The organism is Pseudomonas sp. RP-B7, from assembly GCF_059803535.1.
Genome location: NZ_JAPFHC010000026.1, coordinates 73,656 through 94,692 on the forward strand (window position 1 = coordinate 73,656; position 21,037 = coordinate 94,692).

The window sequence follows — 21,037 nt, forward strand, 5'->3', positions numbered from 1 at the left end:
GAATGCGGTGTATCAGCTACATATCCTGCGACTGACACACTGCTTTCGCGAGCAAGCCCGCTCCCACATTTAAAGGCGCTTCTGCAGCGTCCACAGAATTTGAGGTTTTTGAAATGAATGTTTTGATCATTGGCAGCGGTGGCCGTGAACACGCCCTGGCCTGGAAAGTAGCCCAGGACCCACGCGTCCAGAAGGTTTTCGTCGCCCCCGGCAACGCCGGCACCGCCATTGAAGCCAAGTGCGAAAACGTCGCTATCGACGTGCTGGCCCTTGAGCAACTGGCCGATTTTGCTGAAAAGAACGTGTCCCTGACCATCGTTGGTCCGGAAGTCCCTCTGGTTGCCGGCGTCGTGGACCTGTTCCGCAGCCGTGGCCTGGACTGCTTCGGCCCTACCGCCGGTGCAGCCCAGCTGGAAGGCTCCAAGGCGTTCACCAAGGACTTCCTGGCACGCCACAAGATCCCGACCGCCGACTACCAGAACTTCACCGAGATCGAGCCGGCCCTGGCTTACCTGCGTGAAAAAGGCGCACCGATCGTGATCAAGGCCGACGGCCTGGCCGCCGGTAAAGGCGTGATCGTCGCCATGACCCTGCAAGAAGCCGAAGACGCCGTGCGCGACATGCTCGCCGGCAACGCGTTCGGCGACGCCGGTTCCCGCGTGGTGATCGAAGAGTTCCTCGACGGCGAAGAAGCCAGCTTCATCGTGATGGTCGACGGCAAGAACGTGCTGCCGATGGCCACCAGCCAGGACCACAAGCGCGTCGGCGACGGCGACAGCGGCCCGAACACCGGCGGCATGGGTGCTTACTCCCCGGCCCCGGTGGTGACCGCCGACGTGCACCAGCGCGTGATGGACCTGGTCATCTGGCCAACCGTGCGCGGCATGGCCGCCGAAGGCAACGTGTACACCGGCTTCCTGTATGCCGGCCTGATGATCGACAAGGCCGGCAACCCGAAAGTCATCGAGTTCAACTGCCGCTTTGGCGACCCGGAAACCCAACCAGTGATGCTGCGCCTGCAGTCGAGCCTGGTGTTGCTGGTAGAAGCCGCCCTCGCCCAGGCCCTGGACAAGGTTGAAGCACAGTGGGACCCACGCCCAAGCGTCGGTGTCGTACTGGCCGCCGGCGGTTACCCTGCCGACTACGCCAAGGGCGATGTGATTGAAGGCCTGGACGCAGCTGCTACGCTGGAGGGCAAGGTGTTTCATGCGGGCACCGCGCTCAAGGATGGCAAGGTTGTAACCGCAGGTGGCCGCGTGCTGTGTGCCACCGCAATGGGTGCCAGTGTCGACGCCGCGCAACAACAGGCGTACAAGCTGGCCGCGAAGATCGACTGGAAAGGCTGCTTCTACCGCAAGGACATCGGCTATCGCGCGATTGCCCGTGAACGTGGCGAGAGCAACTGAGTCGTAGCTATCCGTTCGGTTAGGCAAGGGCCCGCGGCCCTTGCCGTACACATGTCGCCCCGCGCATAGTTAACCCGTGCATCAACCTACGAAGGGATTTCGCCGTGCGCTGGCTCAGGATCGCCATAGGTTTCACAGTCAGTCTGCTGACACTGCTCTGCTTGTTCCCGGCCCAGGCCGCGGCGCAAGGCAGTGGTTGGGCAGTATTGCTTGATGAACAGGCCGACCTGCAACTGAGCGACATCCGTTCAGCCCGCTACACCAATCAATTCAGCCCCATCGAACTCGACCGGATCACGGCTGCGCCGCCCGACGGTGCGTTGTGGGTACGCTTCAAGCTGCAACCCGGCGCGCACGAACAAGTGCTGCGGGTGTTTGCCCCGGACCTGTCCCACCTGAGCCTCTACGTACTGGACGGCGACACCCTGGTGGAACAACAGAGCACCGGTACGCGCCAGCCCCAGGCCGAGCGCCCACTGCCCAGCAGCGATTTCATGCTGGCGATGCCCCAGAGCCAGAAAACCCTCGATGTGTACCTGCGCATGGTCTCGGAACACGAGCTGCGCCCGTACATCACCCTGGAGGCGGCCGTCCTCGTCGCCGCCAACCAGACCCAGACGCTGATCTACGGCCTGTTGTTCGGCTGCCTGCTGATGCTGATCCTGCACAACCTCACGCGCTTTGCCTACCACCGCTCGCGCAGCAGCCTGTGGCTGGCCGCCTGCGAAGTGCTGTTGATGCTGAGCCTGGCGTTGCTGCTCAATGTGGTCGGCCCCTGGCTGCCAAACTGGCACGCGATCCAGACACCTGGCGCCTACCTCGCCCTGCTGCTCACCGCGCCGTGCGGGCTGATGTTTGCCTACCGCTTCTTCATGCCGCTGGGCCCGCACCCGCTGAACAAGCTGCTGATGGCCGACATCCTGTTTATCGTGCTGTGCGGCCTGCTGCTGTTATTCGTCAACACCCTGCCACTGAACATCATCACCTACGCCCTGGTCGCCCTCGCCGGGCTGAGCATGCTGTTTGTCTCGGCCTATCACTGGCAGAAAGGCTACCGCCCGGCGCGCCTGTTCGTGGCGGCGATGGTGGTATTCAACACGGGCACGCTGATCATCCTGCCCGCCCTGCTCGGCCTCACGCTGCTGGCGCCGCAAGGCTTGATCATCACCCTGCTCGCCTTTATCTGCATCAGCGGCTTGTTGATGAGCCTTGCGCTGGGTGAACGCCAGCGCGCCATTGTCGAAACCCGCTTCAGCCTCAGCCGCGACCTTGCTGCGAGCAACGCCGAAATCGCGGCCAAGGCCGAGTTCCTGGCGAAGATCAGCCACGAAATCCGTACCCCCATGAACGGCGTGCTGGGCATGACCGAGCTGTTGCTGGGCACGCCGTTGTCGGTGAAACAGCGGGACTACGTACAGACCATCCACAGCGCCGGCAACGAACTGCTCACGCTGATCAACGAGATTCTCGACATCTCCAAGCTCGAATCCGGGCAGATCGAACTGGACGACGTGCAGTTCGACCTCAACGCATTGATCGACGACTGCCTGAGCATCTTCCGCGCCAAGGCCGAACAACAGAACGTCGAGCTGATCAGCTTTATCCAGCCTCAGGTGCCACGCGTCATCAGTGGCGACCCGACCCGCCTGCGCCAGGCGCTGTTGAGCCTGCTGGAAAACGCCCTGCAAAAGACCGATGAAGGCGAAGTGCTGATCGTCGTCGCCCTCGATGAACGCAGCACCAAGCCGCGCCTGCGCATCGCCGTGCAAGACAGCGGCCTGCCGATGGAAGCGGCCGAACGCGACGCGCTGCTGCACAGCGAACTGCACAGCAAGAATTTCCTCTCGGCCACCCGCTTGAGCGGCCACCTGGGCCTGGTCATCGCCCGCCAACTGATCCTGTTGATGAACGGCGAGTTCGGCATCAAGAGCGGCAGCCACCAGGGCAGCACCCTGTGGCTGACCCTGCCGCTGGACCCGGAACGCCTGGAACACCCGACGTCCGACCTCGACGGCCCACTCAAGGGCGCGCGCGTTCTGGTGGTGGACGACAACGACACCTGCCGCAAAGTGCTGGTGCAGCAATGCACGGCCTGGGGCCTCAACGTCAGCGCCGTGCCTTCGGGCAAGGAAGCCCTGGCGCTGCTGCGCACCAAGGCGCACCTGCGCGACTACTTCGACGTGGTCCTGCTGGACCAGAACATGCCCGGCATGACCGGCATGCAACTGGCGGCGAAGATCAAGGAAGACCCGAGCCTGAACCACGACATCCTGCTGATCATGCTCACCGGCATCAGCAATGCGCCGAGCAAAATCATCGCGCGCAATTGCGGGATCAAGCGCATCCTCGCCAAGCCAGTGGCGGGCTACACCCTCAAGACCACCCTGGCCGACGAACTGACCCAACGCAGCAAAGGCACCGTGCAATCACGCCCGACGCCAAGTGCACCGGCCGCCGTGACCGTGCCCGCCGACTTCCGCATCCTGGTGGCCGAAGACAACAGCATCTCCACCAAAGTGATCCGCGGCATGCTCGGCAAACTCAACCTCAACCCGGACACCGCCAGCAACGGCGAAGAAGCCCTGGAAGCGATGAAAGCCCAGCGTTATGACCTGGTGTTGATGGACTGCGAAATGCCGATCCTCGATGGCTTCTCGGCGACCCAGCAACTGCGCGCGTGGGAAGTCAGCCACCAGCGCATCCGCACGCCGGTGGTGGCGCTGACCGCACACATCCTCTCCGAACACAAAGAGCGCGCGCGCCAGGCCGGGATGGACGGGCACATGGCCAAGCCGGTGGAACTGTCGCAGTTGCGCGAGTTGGTGGAGTACTGGGTTGCACAGCGCCAGCAACGCCCAGAACACGCTCCCTCCTGACCTGCAATGCAGTTCCCCTGTGGGAGACTCCATGGTGGAGGGGCAACATCTTCACCAGCAGTGCCGCCGCCTTCGCAGCCTCGCTAAAGCTCGACAACTCCCACAGGAGATTGGCAGTGTCTGGGCGATCTCCAGCCGAACACTCACTCCCCATCAACACCAATCACCTGTGGGAGCGGGCTTGCCCGCGAATGCGGTGGTTCAGCCAACACCTCTGCCAACAGTACCGCCGCCTTCGCAGCCTCGCTAAAGCTCGACAACTCCCACAGGGGATTGGCAGTGTCTGGGCGATCTCCAGCCGAACACTCACTACCCATCAACACCAATCACCTGTGGGAGCGGGCTTGCCCGCGAATGCGGTGGTTCAGCCAGCACCTCTGCCAACAGTACCGCCGCCTTCGCAGCCTCGCTAAAGCTCGACAACTCCCACAGGGAGTTGGCAGTGCCTGGGCGATCTCCAGCCGAGCGCTGACAGCCCAGCAAGCCCGCTCCCACATTTGATCTCTGGCGCCTGATAGACTCGACACACTTCTCTCATCGCGAGCCACTCACATGCTCCACGTGTTATTCAGCGTCTACCTGAAAATGCTGGTGCTCTACAGCCCCTTCTTCGTGCTGTCCTGCTTTATCAGCCTGACCCGTGGTTACTCCAGCAAGGAGCGCCGACGCCTGGCGTGGAAGGTCGCGCTGGCGACCCTGGTGTCGAGCGTGTTGCTCTACCTGTTCGGCCGCGTGATTTTCAGTGTGTTCGGGATCACCGTGGATGCGTTCCGCATCGGCGCCGGCAGTGTGCTGTTCATCTCGGCCCTGGGCATGGCCCAAGGCAAGTCGGCGGTGCAGACCGACAACGTGCAGCAGGACGTCACCATCGTGCCGCTGACCATTCCCCTGACCGTCGGCCCCGGCACCATCGGTGCGCTGCTGGTAATGGGCGTCAGCCAGCCGCACTGGGACGACAAACTCACCGCCATCCTCAGCATCGCCCTGGCCAGCCTCACGGTGGGCGTGGTGCTCTACCTGTCCAACCGCATCGAGCGGATTCTGGGCGACCAGGGTTTGCAGATTGTCAGCCGCTTGATGGGCCTGTTCGTCTGCGCCCTGGCCGCGCAAATCATCTTTACCGGGGTACGCGGCTATCTGGTGCCTTAGATCCGGTACTTGGCGATTGCCAGCTGCACCTTGTCACCCGCGCTCTCGCGCATCAGTTGGATGGTTTTTTCGTTGACCACCGAGGTATTCAGCACCAGGCACGTCTGCCCGCTGAAGGCCTCGAACGAGGAACTGTCCCACTCCAGGAACGGTAGGCCGACCTGCTTGCTCACGCCGAGGGTGCTGTAGGTCACCAGCACCATCGTCACTTCGCCATCGGTTTGCGCACAAGAGGCCAGGCCGAAATCCCCCCCTTGCTGCATGGTGCTGTTGCGCTTGAACAGCTCGAACGACGCTGGCGCCTGTTTCAAGGCCTCCAGCGCATCCGCCGCCAACTTAGGCAACGCCGCGAAAGCCGGCCCGACCAGTGACGTCGAGGCCAACATCGCCGCGATCATATTCAATGCCGCCAGTTGCACCGTCAGGCCCTTGCCGCTGCTGGAAACCCGCTCAAAGCTGCTACGCAACGGCAGCCAGCCCAGGCTGATCATCACCTTGATAAATTCGTCGTACCAGCCCTCGGTGCCGCGCTGGACCTTCAACACATCGCTGACGTAACTGCTGGCCAGCAAATAGCTTTTGCGGATGTACTCACGATTCAACGCCGACATGCCCTCGACGAACGAAATCACGCCGTTGTTCACCACCGCCGCATTGCAGTCATCCGCCATATCCACCGGCAGCGCGGCATTCAATCCCGAAGCCCCCGGCAGCTTGTAGGCGGCGATCAATTTACGCCTCTTGGTACTGTTGATCCTTCTTTTTTGATGTCGCTCCATTTCCAGTTCTCCACAAACACCCCACATGGGGCTTACCTGCACACTAGTCCAGCGGCTGGCGGGCTTGCCAGGCGACAAACATGCCTTGGCCGGGCGTGTCAGCCCCCAGCGTCCAGCAACCGCGCGGGCCTTGCGGATTTCAGCACGCAAAAAAAGAAAAAGCCCCGGACAACCGCAGGTAAATCCCTGGGTCATTCGGAGCTTTCGGGCAGCCACGAGGCTGTTTTCAGGAGAGGGGTTTTTCGCCGTACCAGCGTGGCGTGTACACCCACTCACCACCACCGGCGCGCGGGAACGCGCAGGTGGTGGACGAGCCGATCAACACCATGGTGCGCATGTCCACTTGCTCGGGCGTGAGCTGCCCCAGGGTGGTGACGCGCAAGGTCTGGCCCGGGCGACCGATGTCGCGGCCCAGCACCACCGGGGTTTGCGGCGTGCGGTGCAGCGCGACGATTTGCAGGGCACGCCCCAGTTGCCACGGCCGCGAGCGCGAGATCGGGTTGTAGAACGCCAGGGCAAGATCGGCCTGGGACGCGAGGTCCAGGCGCTTTTCGATGATTGCCCAAGGCTTGAGGTTGTCCGACAGCGACATCACGCAGAAGTCGTGCCCCAACGGCGCACCCGCCTGGGCGGCGGTGGCCAGCGAAGCCGAGACGCCCGGCAGGATCTGCAGGTCGACCTGATGCCACGCCGGATCGCTGGACTCGTGCAGCGCCTCGATCACCGCCGCCGCCATGGCGAACACGCCCGGGTCGCCGGACGACACCACCACCACCGAACGGCCTTGCGCGGCCAGCTCGAACGCGTGGCGCGCGCGCTGCATTTCTTCGCGGTTATCGGTGCAGTGCTGCACCTGGTCGTCACGGAACGGCCCGGCCATGCGCACGTAGGTTTCGTAACCCAGCACATCGGTGCAGCGTGCCAATTCGGCCTTCACCGCCGGCACCATCAATTCGGCCGCGCCAGGCCCCAGGCCGATCACGGCCAGACGCCCGCGCACACGCCCTACCTGGGACAGGTCCAACGGCTGCTCGGCAACGGTGATCACGATGTCGGCGTCCTGGCTGACGCAGGCAAAACGCAGCGGCACCCCCAGTGCCGCCGCGGCTTCATGCAACGACGCCTCGGCCATCTGCGTATCACTGGCCAACAGGCACGCCAGGGATTGCACGGCGATGCCCGCCTCACGCAACGCCGTGCGCACACGCTCGGCCAGTTGCGCGCCGGGCTTGCAGGTCACGCTGACGTTCTTCGGATAGATCAGCAGTTCGTTGGCCGCAGGCGGGCGCTCGGCACTGCCCACGTGAATCGCCAACTGCGCCTGCTGGTCCTGGCGCAGATTGGCTTGATCCAACCACGGCGCCGCGCCTTCGATGCGCACGCTTGCGCCCGCCAGCAGGTCCGAGACAAAGCGCTTGCCCAGCTCCAGGTCGGCCAGCTCATAACCACTTGGAGGATTGAGCAGGCAGGTGCCGAAACGCAACTCGCCGCTGGTAGTGATCGCCGCAGCCACGTTCAACGCTGCCGCGATGTCCCGCGCCATGACGTTCACACCGCCCAGGCCACCGAGCAGCGGCACCACGGCGCTGCCGTCTTCGGCCACGGCCAGCACGGCGGGCTCTTCGCCTTTTTCCAGCAGCAGCGGCGCCAGGGTGCGGATCACGATACCGGCGGCACACAGCGCAATCAGCGGCGTGCCTTGTTGGTACAAGTGCCGCAGGGTCGCGCCGAACTCGCTGTAGGTCTGGTCCGCGCCTTCAACCCGTGCGGCCAAGCCGTGGATCAATGCGCCCGGGTAAACCTGCTGAATCTTGCGCGCAGTGGCCAGGCTGCCCTGGCCCAGAATGACAATCGCCGGCGTCATCAACCTTGCCACCGTTCACCGGGCACGATGATCAGCGAAAAGTACGGCGACGACGACGGGTCCACCTGATCCAGCGCCACGATCTTCTGATTCGCCATGGTGGCGCGTTCCACATACAACGCGCGCCCGGCCAGGCCGAGCTCTTCCAGCACCTGGCGCACCTTGGGGAAGTTGCGGCCCAGCTTCATGATCACCGCCGCGTCGGCATCGGCCAGGCGGCGCTTGAGATCGTCATGGGGCAACACGCCGGAAAGCACCGACAGGCTCTGGTTGCGATACACCAGCGGCGCGCCCAGCACCGAGGCGCCACCGAGCATCGAGCACACGCCAGGAATCACTTGGGCTTCATAACGTTCGGCCAGGCGGTCGTGCAGGTACATGTAGGAGCCATAGAAGAACGGATCGCCTTCACAGATCACCGCCACATCGCGGCCGGCGTCCAGGTGCGCGGCCACATCGACACTGGCCGCGTCGTAGAAATCGCTGATCACTTGCTCGTATGACATCGGCGCCGGCAAGGCTTCGGTGGTCACCGGGTACACCAGCGGCATCAGGGTCTGCTGCGCCACCAAGTGGTCCTCGATGATGCCGAACGCGTTGCCCTTCTTGCCCTTGGCCACGAAGTACGCCACCACCGGCGACTCACGCAGCAGGCGCAGGGCCTTGAGGGTGATCAGTTCCGGGTCGCCGGGGCCTACGCCCAGGCCGATCAACCGTCCGCGAGCCTGCATTATTCGACCTCCGTGGCCAGGGCATTCACCGCGGCGGCAGCCATGGCACTGCCGCCCAGGCGGCCCTGCATGATCACGAACGGCACGCCACGGCTATCGGCGGCGAGCATCGCCTTGGATTCGGCGGCGCCGACAAAGCCCACCGGGAAGCCGAGGATCAGTGCCGGTTTCGGTGCGCCGGCATCCAGCATTTCCAGCAGGTAGAACAACGCGGTCGGCGCGTTGCCGATCACCACCACGCTGCCTTCCAGGTGCGGGCGCCACAGTTCCAGCGCCGCAGCGGAACGCGTGTTGCCCAGCTCCCGCGCCAGCTCCGGCACACTGTCGTCGCGCAACGTGCAGATCACCGCGTTGTTGGCCGGCAGGCGCGTACGGGTCACGCCTTCGGAGACCATCCGCGCATCGCACAGAATCGGCGCGCCGGCCGCCAGCGCATCGCGCCCGGCCTTGCCCGCACCTTCGGAGAATTGCAGGCCGTCGATGGCGTCGACCATGCCGCAGGCATGAATCACCCGCACCGCGAGTTTTTCCAGGTCGGCCGGGATGCGCTCCAACTTGGCTTCCGCGCGAATAATGGCGAAGGAGTTGCGATAGATCTCCTGACCGTCGCGGATGTAATCAATCATCGGTGTTGCTCCGTGGGCGGGCGCGCAGCAAGGCACCCGTCGCTTCAATAGAAAGGGCGTGCGCGTGCAGCCGGCCGAAACCCGGGTGGGCTGCATCGCGAAAATAGAGGTCGTAGTGGCCGGGGCTTACCGCCAGCAAGGTCACCGGCGCGATGTGCGCGGCGGCGCAGGAACGCGGGCAGCCGGACAAGTGCACACCGTGCCCCGGGTCCAGGGCGGCGAGTCGCACGGCGTCGGCCTTGGTATCGGCCAGGGCCTTGGCGCAACCGCTGGAGCCGGTGCAGGCGGTCATGTGCGCCAGGGGCTGGTCGACTGAGCAGAGGAAGCCCAGTTGCGCCAGGCGTTCGGTCACGGCATGGTTTTTTTCGACGCCGGGCAGCAGCACGCCTTGCCAAGGGGTGAAGCGCAAGGTGCCGTCGCCGTGCTCGCTGGCCAGTTGCGCGACGCCTTTGAGCATCGTCGAATCCAGGCGCCCCAAGGGCGCGATGGCAGCGACATAGAACTGATTTTTTTGCACCTGTGGATAAGTCCCCAGGTGCAATAACGCGCCGCTGGGCGGGCGTTTGAAGCCATCCGCTGGCAGCAGCGGCAGGCTGAGGTGGCTCAATAACTTATCCACAGCCAGATGGCGCATGCGGGTTTGCGCCGGGGTCGCCAGGTCGAGAAAGGCTTCCAGCACCGCCACCACCAGCGCATGGCCCTGCTCCAGCGGCACGGCGGCCACCGGCGCATCGAGCCCCGGGCAACCGGCCAGGCCGAACGCGAGGAGCGTCTGGCCATCGCGCACGAACGCCGACAGCCACAGGTCATGATGATGTTCGAGCATCGCCAGGTCCTCGCCGCCATCCAGTTGCACGGCGAACTTGGCCGACAACTCGTGGAAACGCGGGTGGCTTTGCAGGGTGTTCAGGATCTGCCCGGCCAGCGGGCGCGTGTCGAACAGCATCTGCGGGTCGATCCCGGCGCTGGGGCTGAGCATCAGGTTGCGCACGTCGTCGCCAGCGGCGTTGTTGGGGCCGAGGTCGGCGGCCAACAGCATCGCGATCAAGGCCCCCTCTTCGGTGCCGATCCCGCGGATCTGCAGGTTGGCGCGATTGGTCGCCTCGATCACCCCGCCTGCATAGGTCTGGGCGGCTTCCGCCACCGCATGAGCCTGGGCGGCGGTGATCGAACCGCCGGCCAGTTTGATCCGGCAAATACCGCCATCCAACGCCTGGACGATACGCAGCAACCCCGGACAAGCCGAGGGGCGCAAGGTATTCACAGCGGGCGTTGGTTTCACGGGGCTTCCGGTTGACGGGTAAAGGCGCGGTATTATGCCTGCTTTGTCCGGCAGCATGAAAAGCCTGCCCGTCGGATGTCGCTCAAGGAATTTTTATGTCGCCCTGGCTGACGGTTGTAGGCATCGGTGAAGACGGCTTCAAGGGGCTGGGCAGGAATGCCCGGCATGCCCTGTTGCACGCTTCGCGGATTATAGGCGGCCAACGCCAGTTGGACCTGTTGCCGGTGTGTATTCGTGGTGCGCGCGAGGTGTGGCCGAGCCCGTTTTCCCTGGAGCCGGTACTGGCCCGGCGCGGTACGCCGGTGTGCGTGCTGGCCAGCGGTGATCCGATGCTCTATGGCGTTGGCGCGAGCCTGGCGCGGCAGGTGGCGGCGGATGAACTGCTGATCCTGCCGGCGCCGTCGTCGGTGTCCCTGGCCGCAGCGCGGTTGGGCTGGCCGTTGCAGGAGGTGGTGACGCTGTCCGTGGTGGCCCGGCCGTTGGCGGCACTGCATGCCCATCTGGCCAGTGGCGTGCGCTTGTTGGTGTTGAGCAATGACGGCAGTAGCCCGGCGTTGATCGCTGCTTTATTGGCCGAGTCGGGATTCGGACCGAGCCGTGTGAGCGTGTTTGAACACTTGGGCGGCACGGGTGAGCGGCGTCTCGATGGGTTGGCTGCGGATTGGCAACATACTGGAATCGCCGATTTGAACCTGGTTGCCATCGAGTGCGTGGCCTCTGGCGAAACACCCCGCCTGTCACGCTTGGCAGGCCTGCCGGATTCGGCGTTCAAACACGACGGCCAACTGACCAAGCGCGATGTGCGCGCCATGACCCTGGCCCGCCTCGCACCGATGCCCGGCGAACTGCTGTGGGACGTGGGCGCGGGCAGCGGTTCCATCGGGATTGAATGGATGCGCACCCATCCCAGCTGCCGAGCCCTGGCGATTGAAGCCGACGAGGGCCGCCAAGGCCTGATCGAACACAACCGCGACGCCCTCGGCGTGCCCGGCCTGCAACTGATCCGCGGCAAGGCCCCGGACGCGCTGCACGGCCTGCAAGCGCCGGATGCAATCTTCATCGGCGGCGGCGTCACCCGCGACGGCGTGCTCGACACCTGCTGGCAACACCTGCGGCCGGGCGGGCGCTTGGTCGCCAACGCCGTGACCCTGCAAAGCGAAATGACCTTGATGGACTGGCGCGCCCGGCATGGCGGCGAACTGACGCGCATCCACGTGGCCCAGGCGCAGCCGCTGGGGGACTTTGATACGTGGCGACAGGCGTTACCGATCACCTTGCTGGACGTGGTCAAGCCACGATGAAACGCATCCTGCTGCTGGGCGGCGTGACCGAAGCCCTGGCCATTGCCCGCACATTGGGCCCGGAACATATCTACAGCCTGGCCGGCGTTGGGCGGGTGCCGACCGATCTGACCTGCCAAGTGCGGGTCGGTGGGTATGGCGGCGCCGAGGGCTTGGCGCGGTTTGTCCGGGATGAGGGCATTAGCTTGATTCTCGACGCAACCCACCCGTATGCCGCACAGATCAGCCGTAATGCCGCCGAGGCGGCGCAGTTGAGCGGCGTACCATGCTGGGCCTTGCGCCGCCCGGCGTGGCAGCCGCAGGCAGGGGATGATTGGCGGGAGGTCAGCGATTGGGCCGCCTTGATAGAAGCGTTGAAACCGTTCAAGCGCCCGCTGTTCACCTTGGGACGTGAGCCGTTGCAGCACCTTGATGAGATCCCGCCGGACCAGTTCTGGACACTGCGCGCACTGGATGTGTACCCGGGCAATGAGCGCTGTGAAGTGATCGGCGCACGCGGGCCGTTTCTGATCGAGGATGAGCGGGTGTTGTTCGAGCGGCGTGGGATTGATGTGCTGATCAGCAAGAACAGCGGCAGCACGGCGACGGAGCCGAAGCTGGAAGTGGCAAGGGAGCTTGGGGTGCCGGTGTTGGTGTTGAAGCGGCCGGTGTTGGCGGCGGTGGATCGAGAATTCACCACCGTGCCTGCGCTACTCCAGGCAATCACCACACTCTAACCACCATAAATCCCCTGTGGGAGCGGGCTTGCCCGCGATAGCGTCCTGTCAGCCAACTCATCTGTAACTGATGCACCGCAATCGCGGGCAAGCCCGCTCCCACATTTGGGCGGTATTGTCAGGCAGCAGTTGTCGCTGGGCCGCAGCCCTTGTGCACACGATCAGCCAGCAACTGCGCCAGCTCAATCAATTGCGCAACGCCGAGCAACTCCTCTCGTTTCGAGCCTTCCAGGTTAAATGCCAGATCGCAGCTCAGCGCATTGGCTGAGGCGAGGGTTTCGCCGAGGTTGACCAACAGGTCTTCGGTGCTGATGCCGTCGGCAACGGTGAAGAGCCGGACGGGGGGATTGGGGGTGGGTTTGATCATTGTGAAGCTCCGGAGAAGTAAAAAGGAGCTGCCACTGATCGCCGCGACGCGATGGGGGTGGCAGCTGTACGCAGGTTCGCGGACCGATCCTCCAGAACACCGGCATACCCGAAGGTATCCCGCGCACAGCCGCCATAGCGCCGCACAGTAGACGATAAAAAAACGCCAACTGAAAGGAGACAATGACGCTTCAACGTTTGGAGAAATCCGGGCCGCGACGCCCGACCGCTGCGCTTGCAGCGGTGTACGGAGACTAGGGATTGAGTTTCCTAGGGGCAACCTTAAAGGCTTGTCGGATATTTCTGTCGAATGACTCCATATTCGAGCCGAACACAATCCAAAATGTGGGAGCGGGCTTGCTCGCGAAGACGGTGTGTCAGTCATCCTATTTATCCACTGGACTACCGCATTCGCGAGCAAGCCCGCTCCCACATTTAGCACCGCATTGCCCTTGATATCGGCAACCTATCCGTTCCCGTCTATCCTCAACCATTGACTGTGCGACACCAAACCACACCACCCTTTTTTACTTATCCCCTACGATCAGGCTAAATACCCGCCTGATCGTTTAACCCTACGGATTGTCCGCCATGGCCCGTCAACGCTTTGCAATCGTCTGGATCGCCTGCTTTGCAGTGCTGTTCAACGCCTTTGCCATGCCGCTGGCCAGCGCGATGCAACAGTCCAAGGACCCGGCGCAGCAATTGCTGTGGGGCAGTTTCTGTTCCTCCAATGGCGCCAGTCTCAAGACCATCGCCCTGGGCAAGCTGGAGATTCCGGCGCCGCAGCAGGACGATCATTCCACCATGCAGCATTGCTGGTGCTGCTCGGGCTCGGCGCCGTTGGTGGCGTTGCCGGGGCATGTGCCGCAGTTGTACCTCACCCAATTCAACACCTCACAAAGCTTGCCGCCGCCCCGGCTGCAAGGCCCGACCCCGCGCCAGCAATGGCCAAGCCTCAACCCCCGCGCCTCTCCAACGGTCTGATGTCTTCGCAAGTGAACTGCGTTTAGAACCGTTCTGGAGAACTGCCATGCTCAAATCTTCCCTGCTTCTGGCCGCGTTGTTGCTGCCGGTGTTCAGTGCTGCCAATGCCGATGACTACAAAACCGGCGACCTCGTGGTCAGCGACCCCTGGTCCCAGGAGTTGCCGCCGAATGCGCCCACCGTCGCGGCGTACTTTGTGATTCATAACACCGGGGAAACGCCGGACCGCCTGCTCAGTGTCGAGACGCCGGTAGCCGACAAAGCCGAGCTGCACGAGCACGTCATGCAGGGCGACCTGATGAAAATGCAGCAAGTGCCCACCGTCGCCGTCCCGGCCAAGGGCGACCTGACCTTCGCGCCCATGGCGTATCACGTGATGCTGCTGGGCCTCAAAGACCGCAGCCTGCTGGCCAACGGCAAGCACTTCCCACTGACCCTGACCTTCGAAAAAGCCGGCAAGGTCGAGGTGCAAGTGTCGGTGCAGAAGATGCCGCCGATGGCCGGCCACGAGCATAAACACGCCCAATAGGCCAACACTCGATGGGCGTCCCCCGCGCCAGGTTGTCCCCACCGTCGCGTGTGAAACGCGGCAGTTGGATCAGCCTGTTCGCCATGCTGATGATCTTTATCGGTCCGCTGATTTCCCAAGCGATGCCGATGGATCATCACGCCGGTATGTCGATGGACATGCCGATGGACCACGGCGCCGCCCATCACCCCAAGGCGCCTGACGAACACCACGCCCTCTGGTCCAAGTGCGGCTACTGCGACCTGCTCTACAGTTGCCCCGCCCTGCCCGGTGGCGTCTCGACATTCACCCTGAACACCCCACCACCGGCCCACGCCCTCACCCCCGCCACGCGCCTGGGCCATGCCCGGCAGAGCATCTTCCCCGGCGCCCGCAGCCGGGCGCCGCCCATCATCTCGTAGGCACTTCACAGCGTTACTTCACCCCGGCCGACTCTAGACAGACAGCCGCAGGCTGCTGGCCGTGTTGTTTACGATTGATTGATGGAATTTGTCATGTCCAGGTTTACTGCTGACTCCCGTTTGGGATGTACCCCCGTGCTCGCTGCCCTGTGCGGCGCGCTGCTCGCCCCCCATGCCCTGGCCGATGAACATGCCGAGCATGAACTGAGCCCCACGGTGATCACCGCAATCGCCCCCAGCTCACCGCTGACCGTAATCACCAACCCCAAGGACCCGCGCCAACCAGTGCCCGCCAGCGATGGCGGCGACTACCTCAAGACCATCCCCGGCTTCGCCCTGGTGCGCAACGGCGGCACCAACGGCGACCCGGTGCTGCGCGGCATGTTCGGCTCGCGCCTGAACATCCTCACCAATGGCAGCATGATGCTCGGCGCCTGCCCCGGCCGCATGGACGCGCCGACCTCGTACATTTCGCCGGAAACCTACGACAAGCTCACCGTGATCAAAGGCCCGCAAACCGTGCTCTGGGGCCCGGGCGCGTCCGCCGGCACGATCCTGTTCGAACGAGAGCCTGAGCAGTTCGGCGAACTGGGCACGCGCCTCAACGCCAGCGTGCTGGCCGGTTCCAACGGGCGCTTCGACAAGGTCATCGATGCCGCCGCCGGTGGCCCGCTGGGCTACGTGCGCGTGATCGGCAACCAGGCCCACGCCGACGACTACAAGGACGGCAACAACGACACCGTGGCCTCGCGCTACGACAAGTGGAACGGCGACGTCGCCGTCGGCTTCACCCCCGACGCCGATACCCTGCTGGAACTCACTGCCGGGCGCGGCGATGGCGAAGCACGCTACGCCGGACGTGGCATGGACGGCTCGCAATTCCTGCGCGAAAGCCTCGGGCTGCGCTTTGAAAAATCCAACCTCGGCGAGGTGCTGGACAAGGTCGAGGCCCAGGTCTACTACAACTACGCCGACCATGTGATGGACAACTACAGCCTGCGCACGCCCTCGGGCACCGGGATGATGGCCGGGCCGATGGCGTCCAACGTCGACCGCCGCACCCTCGGCGCACGCATCAAGGCTACCTGGCGCTGGGCCGATGTGCAGTTGATCAGCGGCCTGGATGCGCAGACCAACGAACACCGCCAACGCAGCAGCATGGGCGTCGACACCTACAAGGAGCTGCCGCGAAACAAGGACGCCAACTTCCATAACTACGGCGTGTTCGGCGAACTGACCTGGTACGCCGCCGACCGCGAACGCCTGATCAGCGGCGCGCGCCTGGATCGCGCCTCGGCTAAAGACTTCCGGCAAACCACCGGCTCCGCAATGATGAAGCGCGCCAACCCGACGGCCGACGACACCCGTGCCGACACCCTGCCCTCCGGTTTCGTGCGCTACGAGCATGATCTGGCCGACAGCCCCACCACCCTCTATGCGGGCCTGGGCCATTCGGAGCGTTTCCCGGATTACTGGGAGCTGTTCTCGCCGAACACCGGCGCGGTCGGCTCGGTGAACGCCTTCGACGGCGTGAAGCCAGAGAAGACCACTCAACTCGACTTCGGCGCACAGTACAAATCCGCCGACCTCGAAGCCTGGGCCTCGGGCTACATCGGCCGCGTGCAGGACTTCATCCTGTTCGACTACAAGCCCGGGATGATGGGCACCACCTCCCAGGCGCGTAACGTCGACGCACGCATCATGGGCGGCGAACTGGGCGCCGCGTACAAGCTGACGCGCAACTGGAAAACCGACGCCACCCTCGCCTACGCCTGGGGCAAGAACAGCAGCGACGGCAAGGCCCTGCCGCAAATGCCGCCGCTGGACGCCCGCCTGGGCCTCACCTACAGCGAAGACGACTGGAGCGCCGGCGCCTTGTGGCGCGTGGTCGCGGCGCAAAACCGCATCGACCAGAACAAGGGCAACGTGGTCGGCAAGGACTACGACAAGAGCGGCGGTTTTGGCGTGTTCTCGCTGAACGCGGCGTACCGCATCAACAAAAACTTCAAGGTCAGCACCGGCGTCGACAACCTGTTCGGCAAGGCTTATGCCGAGCATCTGAACCTGGCCGGCAACGCCGGGTTCGGCTACCCGGCCAATGATCCGCAGGCCATCAAAGAGCCCGGTCGCACCCTGTGGACCAAGGTCGACATGAGCTTCTAAAAGCTTCGCGGGCAAGCCCGCTCCCACAGTTTGGAATGTGTTCACAAATCTGAATGTGGGAGCTGGCTTGCCTGCGATGGCGGCCTAACCAACAAAAAAATCCAAGCCTTTGCGGAGCATCCCTGATGAGCACCCCCAAAATCTCCTTCTACAACCTGGCCTGGCGCTGGCATTTCTACGCCGGCCTGTTTGTCGCGCCGTTCATGGTGCTGCTGGCCCTGACCGGCATCATCTACCTGTTCAAGCCCCAGCTCGACCCGCTGATGTACGGCCACTTGCTCACGGTCCCGGTCGCCGAACACCGTCTGAGCGCCGACGAACAACTGCAACGCGCCAAGGCTGCCTATCCCAAGGCCGCCATCAGCAAATACCTGCCCCCGGCCGACGCCACCAGCAGCGCACAATTCGTGATGCACAACGACGGCCGTGAAGTGACGGTGTTTGTCGACCCGTATCGCGGCACCGTCCTCGGCGAGCAAGACGCCAAATACAACCTGCAAGCCATCGCCCGTGCCCTGCACGGCGAACTGATGATCGGCACCGTCGGCGACCGCCTGGTGGAGCTCGCCGCCGGTTGGGGGGTGATGCTGGTGGTGTCCGGCGTGTACCTGTGGTGGCCGCGCGGCAAGTCGTCGGCCGGTGTGTTGTGGCCGCGTTTCAACACGCGCGGTCGCGTATTTTGGCGCGACCTGCACGCCGTCACCGGTTTCTGGGGCGCGTCACTGTTGCTGGTGATGTTGCTCAGCGGCATGACCTGGACCGGCTTCTGGGGCAAGCAATACGCCGACCTGTGGAACAAGTTTCCCGCAGCGATGTGGAACGCCGTGCCGCAGTCCGACCAGCAAGCCCGTGTGCTCAATACCGCGACGCAACAGACCGTGCCATGGGCCCTGGAAAACACGCCGATGCCGATCTCCGGCGACCACGCCGAACACATGAACCACGGCGCCATGCACGCCGCTCCTGCCGCCCCCACGTTGCGCCTGCAACAGGTGGTGGACCTTGCCACCGCACGCAAAGTCGAACCCGGCTACAGCATCACCTTCCCCACCACCGCCGAAGGCGTGTTTACCGTCGCGGTGTTCGCCAACGACCCGCGCAACGACGCCACCCTGCACGTGGACCAGTACACCGGCAAGGTCCTCGCCGATGTGCGCTGGGAGCACTACAGCACGGTCGCGCGCGCCACCGAGACTGGCGTGATGCTGCACGAAGGCAAGATGTTCGGCTGGGTCAACCAACTGATCGTGCTGCTGATCTGCCTGATGATCCTGCTCAGCGCCGTCAGTGGCGTGGTGATCTGGTGGAAACGCAAACCCCAGGGCAAGCTCGGTGTGCCGCCACTGCGTCACGACCTGCCAAAGTGGAAAACCGCGATGGTGATCATGCTCGGCCTGGCGATCATTTTTCCGCTGGTGGGCGCGTCGCTGATCGCCGTGTGGGTCCTGGACCGCCTGATCTTCTCACGCTTTTTTGGCCAACATGAGCCCGTCTCAGGTTCGTCATGAGCCCGGTGAGATGCCCGTTGCAGAGCACTTCTGTAGCCTTGCGCGACTTTTGCCGCGCAGCGAATAAGTGTTAACTTATAACACTTGTTGCGTTATCGTTGCTCGCCGCCACACGCGGCGAGCATCCCTCGAAGAAGACTGAACACCCCATGAACAAGTACCTAGCGTCCGGCCTGTGCATGCTCGCCCTGCACACCCATGCCCAGGCCCTGACCCTGCCCGCCAGCGCTGTCAACGCACCCGCCGTGGACGACGAACATGTCGACCTCAAGACCCCGACCACCGCCGGCTCGCGCCTGAACCTCAGTGCCCTGCAAACCCCCGGCAGCGTCGAAAGCCAGACCGGCGCGCAGATCCGCGCGCGCGGCGACGCCAGCGTGCAAGACGCGATTTCCCGCGCCACCGGCATCAGCCGCACCGGCACGCCGGGTGACGGCGGCACCTCGTTGGCGGCCCGAGGCTTCAGCGGCCAGGGGTCGGTGATGCAGCTCTATGACGGCAACCGCATGTACATGGGCATGGGCACCTCGACCTTCCCGGTGGATACCTGGGCGGTGGAACGCGTCGACGTGCTGCGCGGCCCGGCCTCGGTGCTGTATGGCGAAGGCGCCACGGGTGCGGTGATCAACACCGTGCCGAAAAAGCCGTTTGAAGGCGCGATCGAAAACCACATCCGCCTCGGCTACGGTTCCTATGACCGCCAGCAACAAGCCCTCGACAGCGGCGGTTCGCTGAGCGACACCCTGAGCTATCGCCTCAACCTCAATCGCCTGCGCAGCAACGGTTTCATCGATCGTGGCGATTCCTCAAGCGACTTCATCAGCGGCGCCCTGCGCTGGCAGGCGGCCGACAACCTGAGCTTCACGTTGGCCAGCGACTACGGCGACCAACGCCCGCAAAACTACTTCGGCACGCCGCTGATCAACGGCCAATTGCACAAGGGCCTGCGCGACAAGAACTACAACGTGCGCAACGACGAGCAGCATTACAACGACCAGTGGACGCGCCTGACCAGCGAGTGGCAGATCAACGACAGCGTCAGCGCCACCAACGAATTGTTCTACCTGAAAAACCAGCGCCGCTGGCAGAACGCCGAGAACTACAACTTCACTAACGGCCAGCTCACCCGCAGCGGCAATTACGGCATCAAGCACAACCAGGAACAGATCGGTGACCGCCAGACCTTCACCTTCAAGCACACCCTGTTCGGCCTCGACAGCCAGACCGTGACCGGTATCGAATACAACCGCATCCGCTTCCGCCTGGCCAGCAACTCGCCGTTCACCGACAGCTTCACCGATGGCCAACCCATCGATGTGAATCATCCGGCACCCGGTCAGTTTGCAAGCAACAGCGCGTTCCTGCCGCTGTTCGCCACCACCACCAAAACCGTCGCCGGCTTCGCCGAAAACCGCCTGCAACTCACCGACAAGCTGGCGCTGGTCACCGGTATCCGCCGCGACTACGCCCACGTCGACCGCGATGATCTGCGCGATGGCAGCCAGGCCGACAAAACCCTCACCGGCAACAACTGGAAGGCCGGCCTGGTCTACGCAATCACCCCGGACACCTCGGTCTACGGCCAGCAAGCCACCAGCACCGACGGCGTCGGCGGGCTGATTTCCCTGAGCCCCGGCCAGCAGCAGTTCGACCTCTCCACCGCCAAGCAGACCGAGATCGGCATCAAGCAAGCCTTCTGGGACCAGCGCGGTGAGTGGACCCTGGCCGCGTATCACATCGTCAAAAAGAAACTGCTCACCGACGTGCCCGGCAACCCGGACCTCAAGCAGCAAGTCGGCCAGCAATCCTCCCGTGGCCTGGAGGCCAGCCTCGACCTGCAACTGCCGGACGCCTGGCAGCTGCAAGCCAACGCGGCCATCGTCCACGCGCAGTACGACGACTTCAAACAGGCCGTCGACGGTGTGCAAGTCTCCCGCGACGGCAACCGTCCGGTAGACGTGCCGCGCCGCACCGCCAACCTGTGGCTGAGCAAGGCCGTGACCGACGACATCCGCGCCGGCGCCGGCGTGCGTTATGTGGATGCGCGGTATGCCGACATGGCCAACCAAAATGAGCTACCGAGCTATACCGTGGTGGATGCGACGGTTTCGTGGAAGGCCATGCGCAATACCACGTTGGGGCTGCAGTTGAATAACCTGTTTGATCGCACCTATGCGGTCAGCCAATACAATGACGGGCAACAGTGGCTCCTCGGTGAGCCGCGCTCGTTCTTCGTGACGGCGGACTACACCTTCTAACCGATACACCACAGGTCAAAAAGTGTGGGAGTGGGCTTGCTCGCGAATGCGGTGGGTCAGTCAATATATTCGGCGACTGACACTCCGTATTCGCG

At 63.8% G+C, this 21,037-nt stretch carries 17 protein-coding genes; 11 read left to right on the top strand and 6 right to left on the bottom strand.

What is annotated here, in order from left to right:
- Positions 1-113 precede the first annotated feature (113 nt).
- The 3 genes from purD (at position 114) to OPU96_RS21365 (ending at position 5,431) form a co-directional block, all read left to right on the top strand.
- On the top strand, positions 114-1,406 hold the full coding sequence (purD, locus tag OPU96_RS21355; RefSeq protein ID WP_226455668.1) for a phosphoribosylamine--glycine ligase: 1,293 nt from the start codon (positions 114-116) through the stop codon (positions 1,404-1,406).
- A 104-nt stretch (positions 1,407-1,510) separates the two neighbouring features.
- The gene (locus OPU96_RS21360; protein WP_226455667.1) at positions 1,511-4,282 is read left to right on the top strand and encodes a hybrid sensor histidine kinase/response regulator; all 2,772 of its coding nucleotides are present in this window, start codon (positions 1,511-1,513) and stop codon (positions 4,280-4,282) included.
- 552 nt (positions 4,283-4,834) lie between these two features.
- Entirely contained in the window at positions 4,835-5,431 is a 597-nt protein-coding gene (locus tag OPU96_RS21365; protein WP_003171467.1) for a MarC family protein, read from the top strand.
- Here OPU96_RS21365 and OPU96_RS21370 read toward each other — a convergent pair.
- The 5 genes from OPU96_RS21370 to cobG all read right to left on the bottom strand — a co-directional run bounded on the left by OPU96_RS21370 (position 5,428) and on the right by cobG (position 10,770).
- On the bottom strand, positions 5,428-6,210 hold the full coding sequence (locus OPU96_RS21370) for a hypothetical protein (RefSeq protein WP_226455666.1): 783 nt from the start codon (positions 6,208-6,210) through the stop codon (positions 5,428-5,430). The two genes, OPU96_RS21365 and OPU96_RS21370, sit on opposite strands and share 4 nt — an antisense overlap.
- Positions 6,211-6,436: 226 nt before the next feature.
- A complete protein-coding gene (gene cobJ, locus OPU96_RS21375; protein ID WP_498559640.1) occupies positions 6,437-8,074 on the bottom strand; it encodes a precorrin-3B C(17)-methyltransferase in 1,638 nt (545 codons plus the stop codon).
- On the bottom strand, positions 8,074-8,805 hold the full coding sequence (locus OPU96_RS21380; RefSeq protein WP_226455664.1) for a precorrin-2 C(20)-methyltransferase: 732 nt from the start codon (positions 8,803-8,805) through the stop codon (positions 8,074-8,076). Before OPU96_RS21380 ends, cobJ begins: the two co-directional genes overlap by 1 nt.
- Positions 8,805-9,431, bottom strand: a complete 627-nt coding sequence (locus OPU96_RS21385; protein ID WP_226455663.1) for a precorrin-8X methylmutase — start codon at positions 9,429-9,431, stop codon at positions 8,805-8,807. Before OPU96_RS21385 ends, OPU96_RS21380 begins: the two co-directional genes overlap by 1 nt.
- Positions 9,424-10,770 (bottom strand): precorrin-3B synthase, encoded by a 1,347-nt coding sequence (gene cobG, locus OPU96_RS21390; protein ID WP_498559641.1) that lies wholly within the window; start codon positions 10,768-10,770, stop codon positions 9,424-9,426. Before cobG ends, OPU96_RS21385 begins: the two co-directional genes overlap by 8 nt.
- 38 nt (positions 10,771-10,808) lie before the next feature.
- Here cobG and cbiE point away from each other — a divergent pair, with 38 nt between their 5' ends.
- Both cbiE and OPU96_RS21400 read left to right on the top strand, forming a co-directional pair.
- Complete coding sequence (cbiE, locus tag OPU96_RS21395) at positions 10,809-12,014, top strand: precorrin-6y C5,15-methyltransferase (decarboxylating) subunit CbiE (RefSeq protein ID WP_305391991.1); 1,206 nt, start codon at positions 10,809-10,811, stop codon at positions 12,012-12,014.
- Positions 12,011-12,730, top strand: a complete 720-nt coding sequence (locus OPU96_RS21400) for a cobalt-precorrin-6A reductase (protein WP_305391990.1) — start codon at positions 12,011-12,013, stop codon at positions 12,728-12,730. Before cbiE ends, OPU96_RS21400 begins: the two co-directional genes overlap by 4 nt.
- A 118-nt stretch (positions 12,731-12,848) precedes the next feature.
- On the opposite strand, the gene OPU96_RS21405 is transcribed toward OPU96_RS21400, so the two are convergent.
- The gene (locus tag OPU96_RS21405; RefSeq protein WP_226455659.1) at positions 12,849-13,097 is read right to left on the bottom strand and encodes a DUF6124 family protein; all 249 of its coding nucleotides are present in this window, start codon (positions 13,095-13,097) and stop codon (positions 12,849-12,851) included.
- Positions 13,098-13,687: 590 nt separating this feature from the next.
- Here OPU96_RS21405 and OPU96_RS21410 point away from each other — a divergent pair.
- The 6 genes from OPU96_RS21410 (at position 13,688) to OPU96_RS21435 (ending at position 20,942) form a co-directional block, all read left to right on the top strand.
- Positions 13,688-14,083: a DUF2946 domain-containing protein gene (locus tag OPU96_RS21410; protein ID WP_226455658.1), complete on the top strand. Its 396-nt coding sequence runs from the start codon at positions 13,688-13,690 to the stop codon at positions 14,081-14,083.
- Positions 14,084-14,129: 46 nt separating this feature from the next.
- Complete coding sequence (locus tag OPU96_RS21415) at positions 14,130-14,612, top strand: copper chaperone PCu(A)C (protein ID WP_305391989.1); 483 nt, start codon at positions 14,130-14,132, stop codon at positions 14,610-14,612.
- 11 nt (positions 14,613-14,623) lie between these two features.
- Positions 14,624-15,013 (top strand): DUF2946 domain-containing protein, encoded by a 390-nt coding sequence (locus OPU96_RS21420; protein ID WP_226455656.1) that lies wholly within the window; start codon positions 14,624-14,626, stop codon positions 15,011-15,013.
- 93 nt (positions 15,014-15,106) lie between these two features.
- Positions 15,107-17,176, top strand: a complete 2,070-nt coding sequence (locus OPU96_RS21425; RefSeq protein WP_498559642.1) for a TonB-dependent copper receptor — start codon at positions 15,107-15,109, stop codon at positions 17,174-17,176.
- Positions 17,177-17,301: 125 nt separating this feature from the next.
- A complete protein-coding gene (locus OPU96_RS21430) occupies positions 17,302-18,684 on the top strand; it encodes a PepSY-associated TM helix domain-containing protein (RefSeq protein WP_498559643.1) in 1,383 nt (460 codons plus the stop codon).
- Between the two features lie 149 nt (positions 18,685-18,833).
- Positions 18,834-20,942: a TonB-dependent receptor gene (locus tag OPU96_RS21435; RefSeq protein WP_498559644.1), complete on the top strand. Its 2,109-nt coding sequence runs from the start codon at positions 18,834-18,836 to the stop codon at positions 20,940-20,942.
- Positions 20,943-21,037 lie beyond the last annotated feature (95 nt).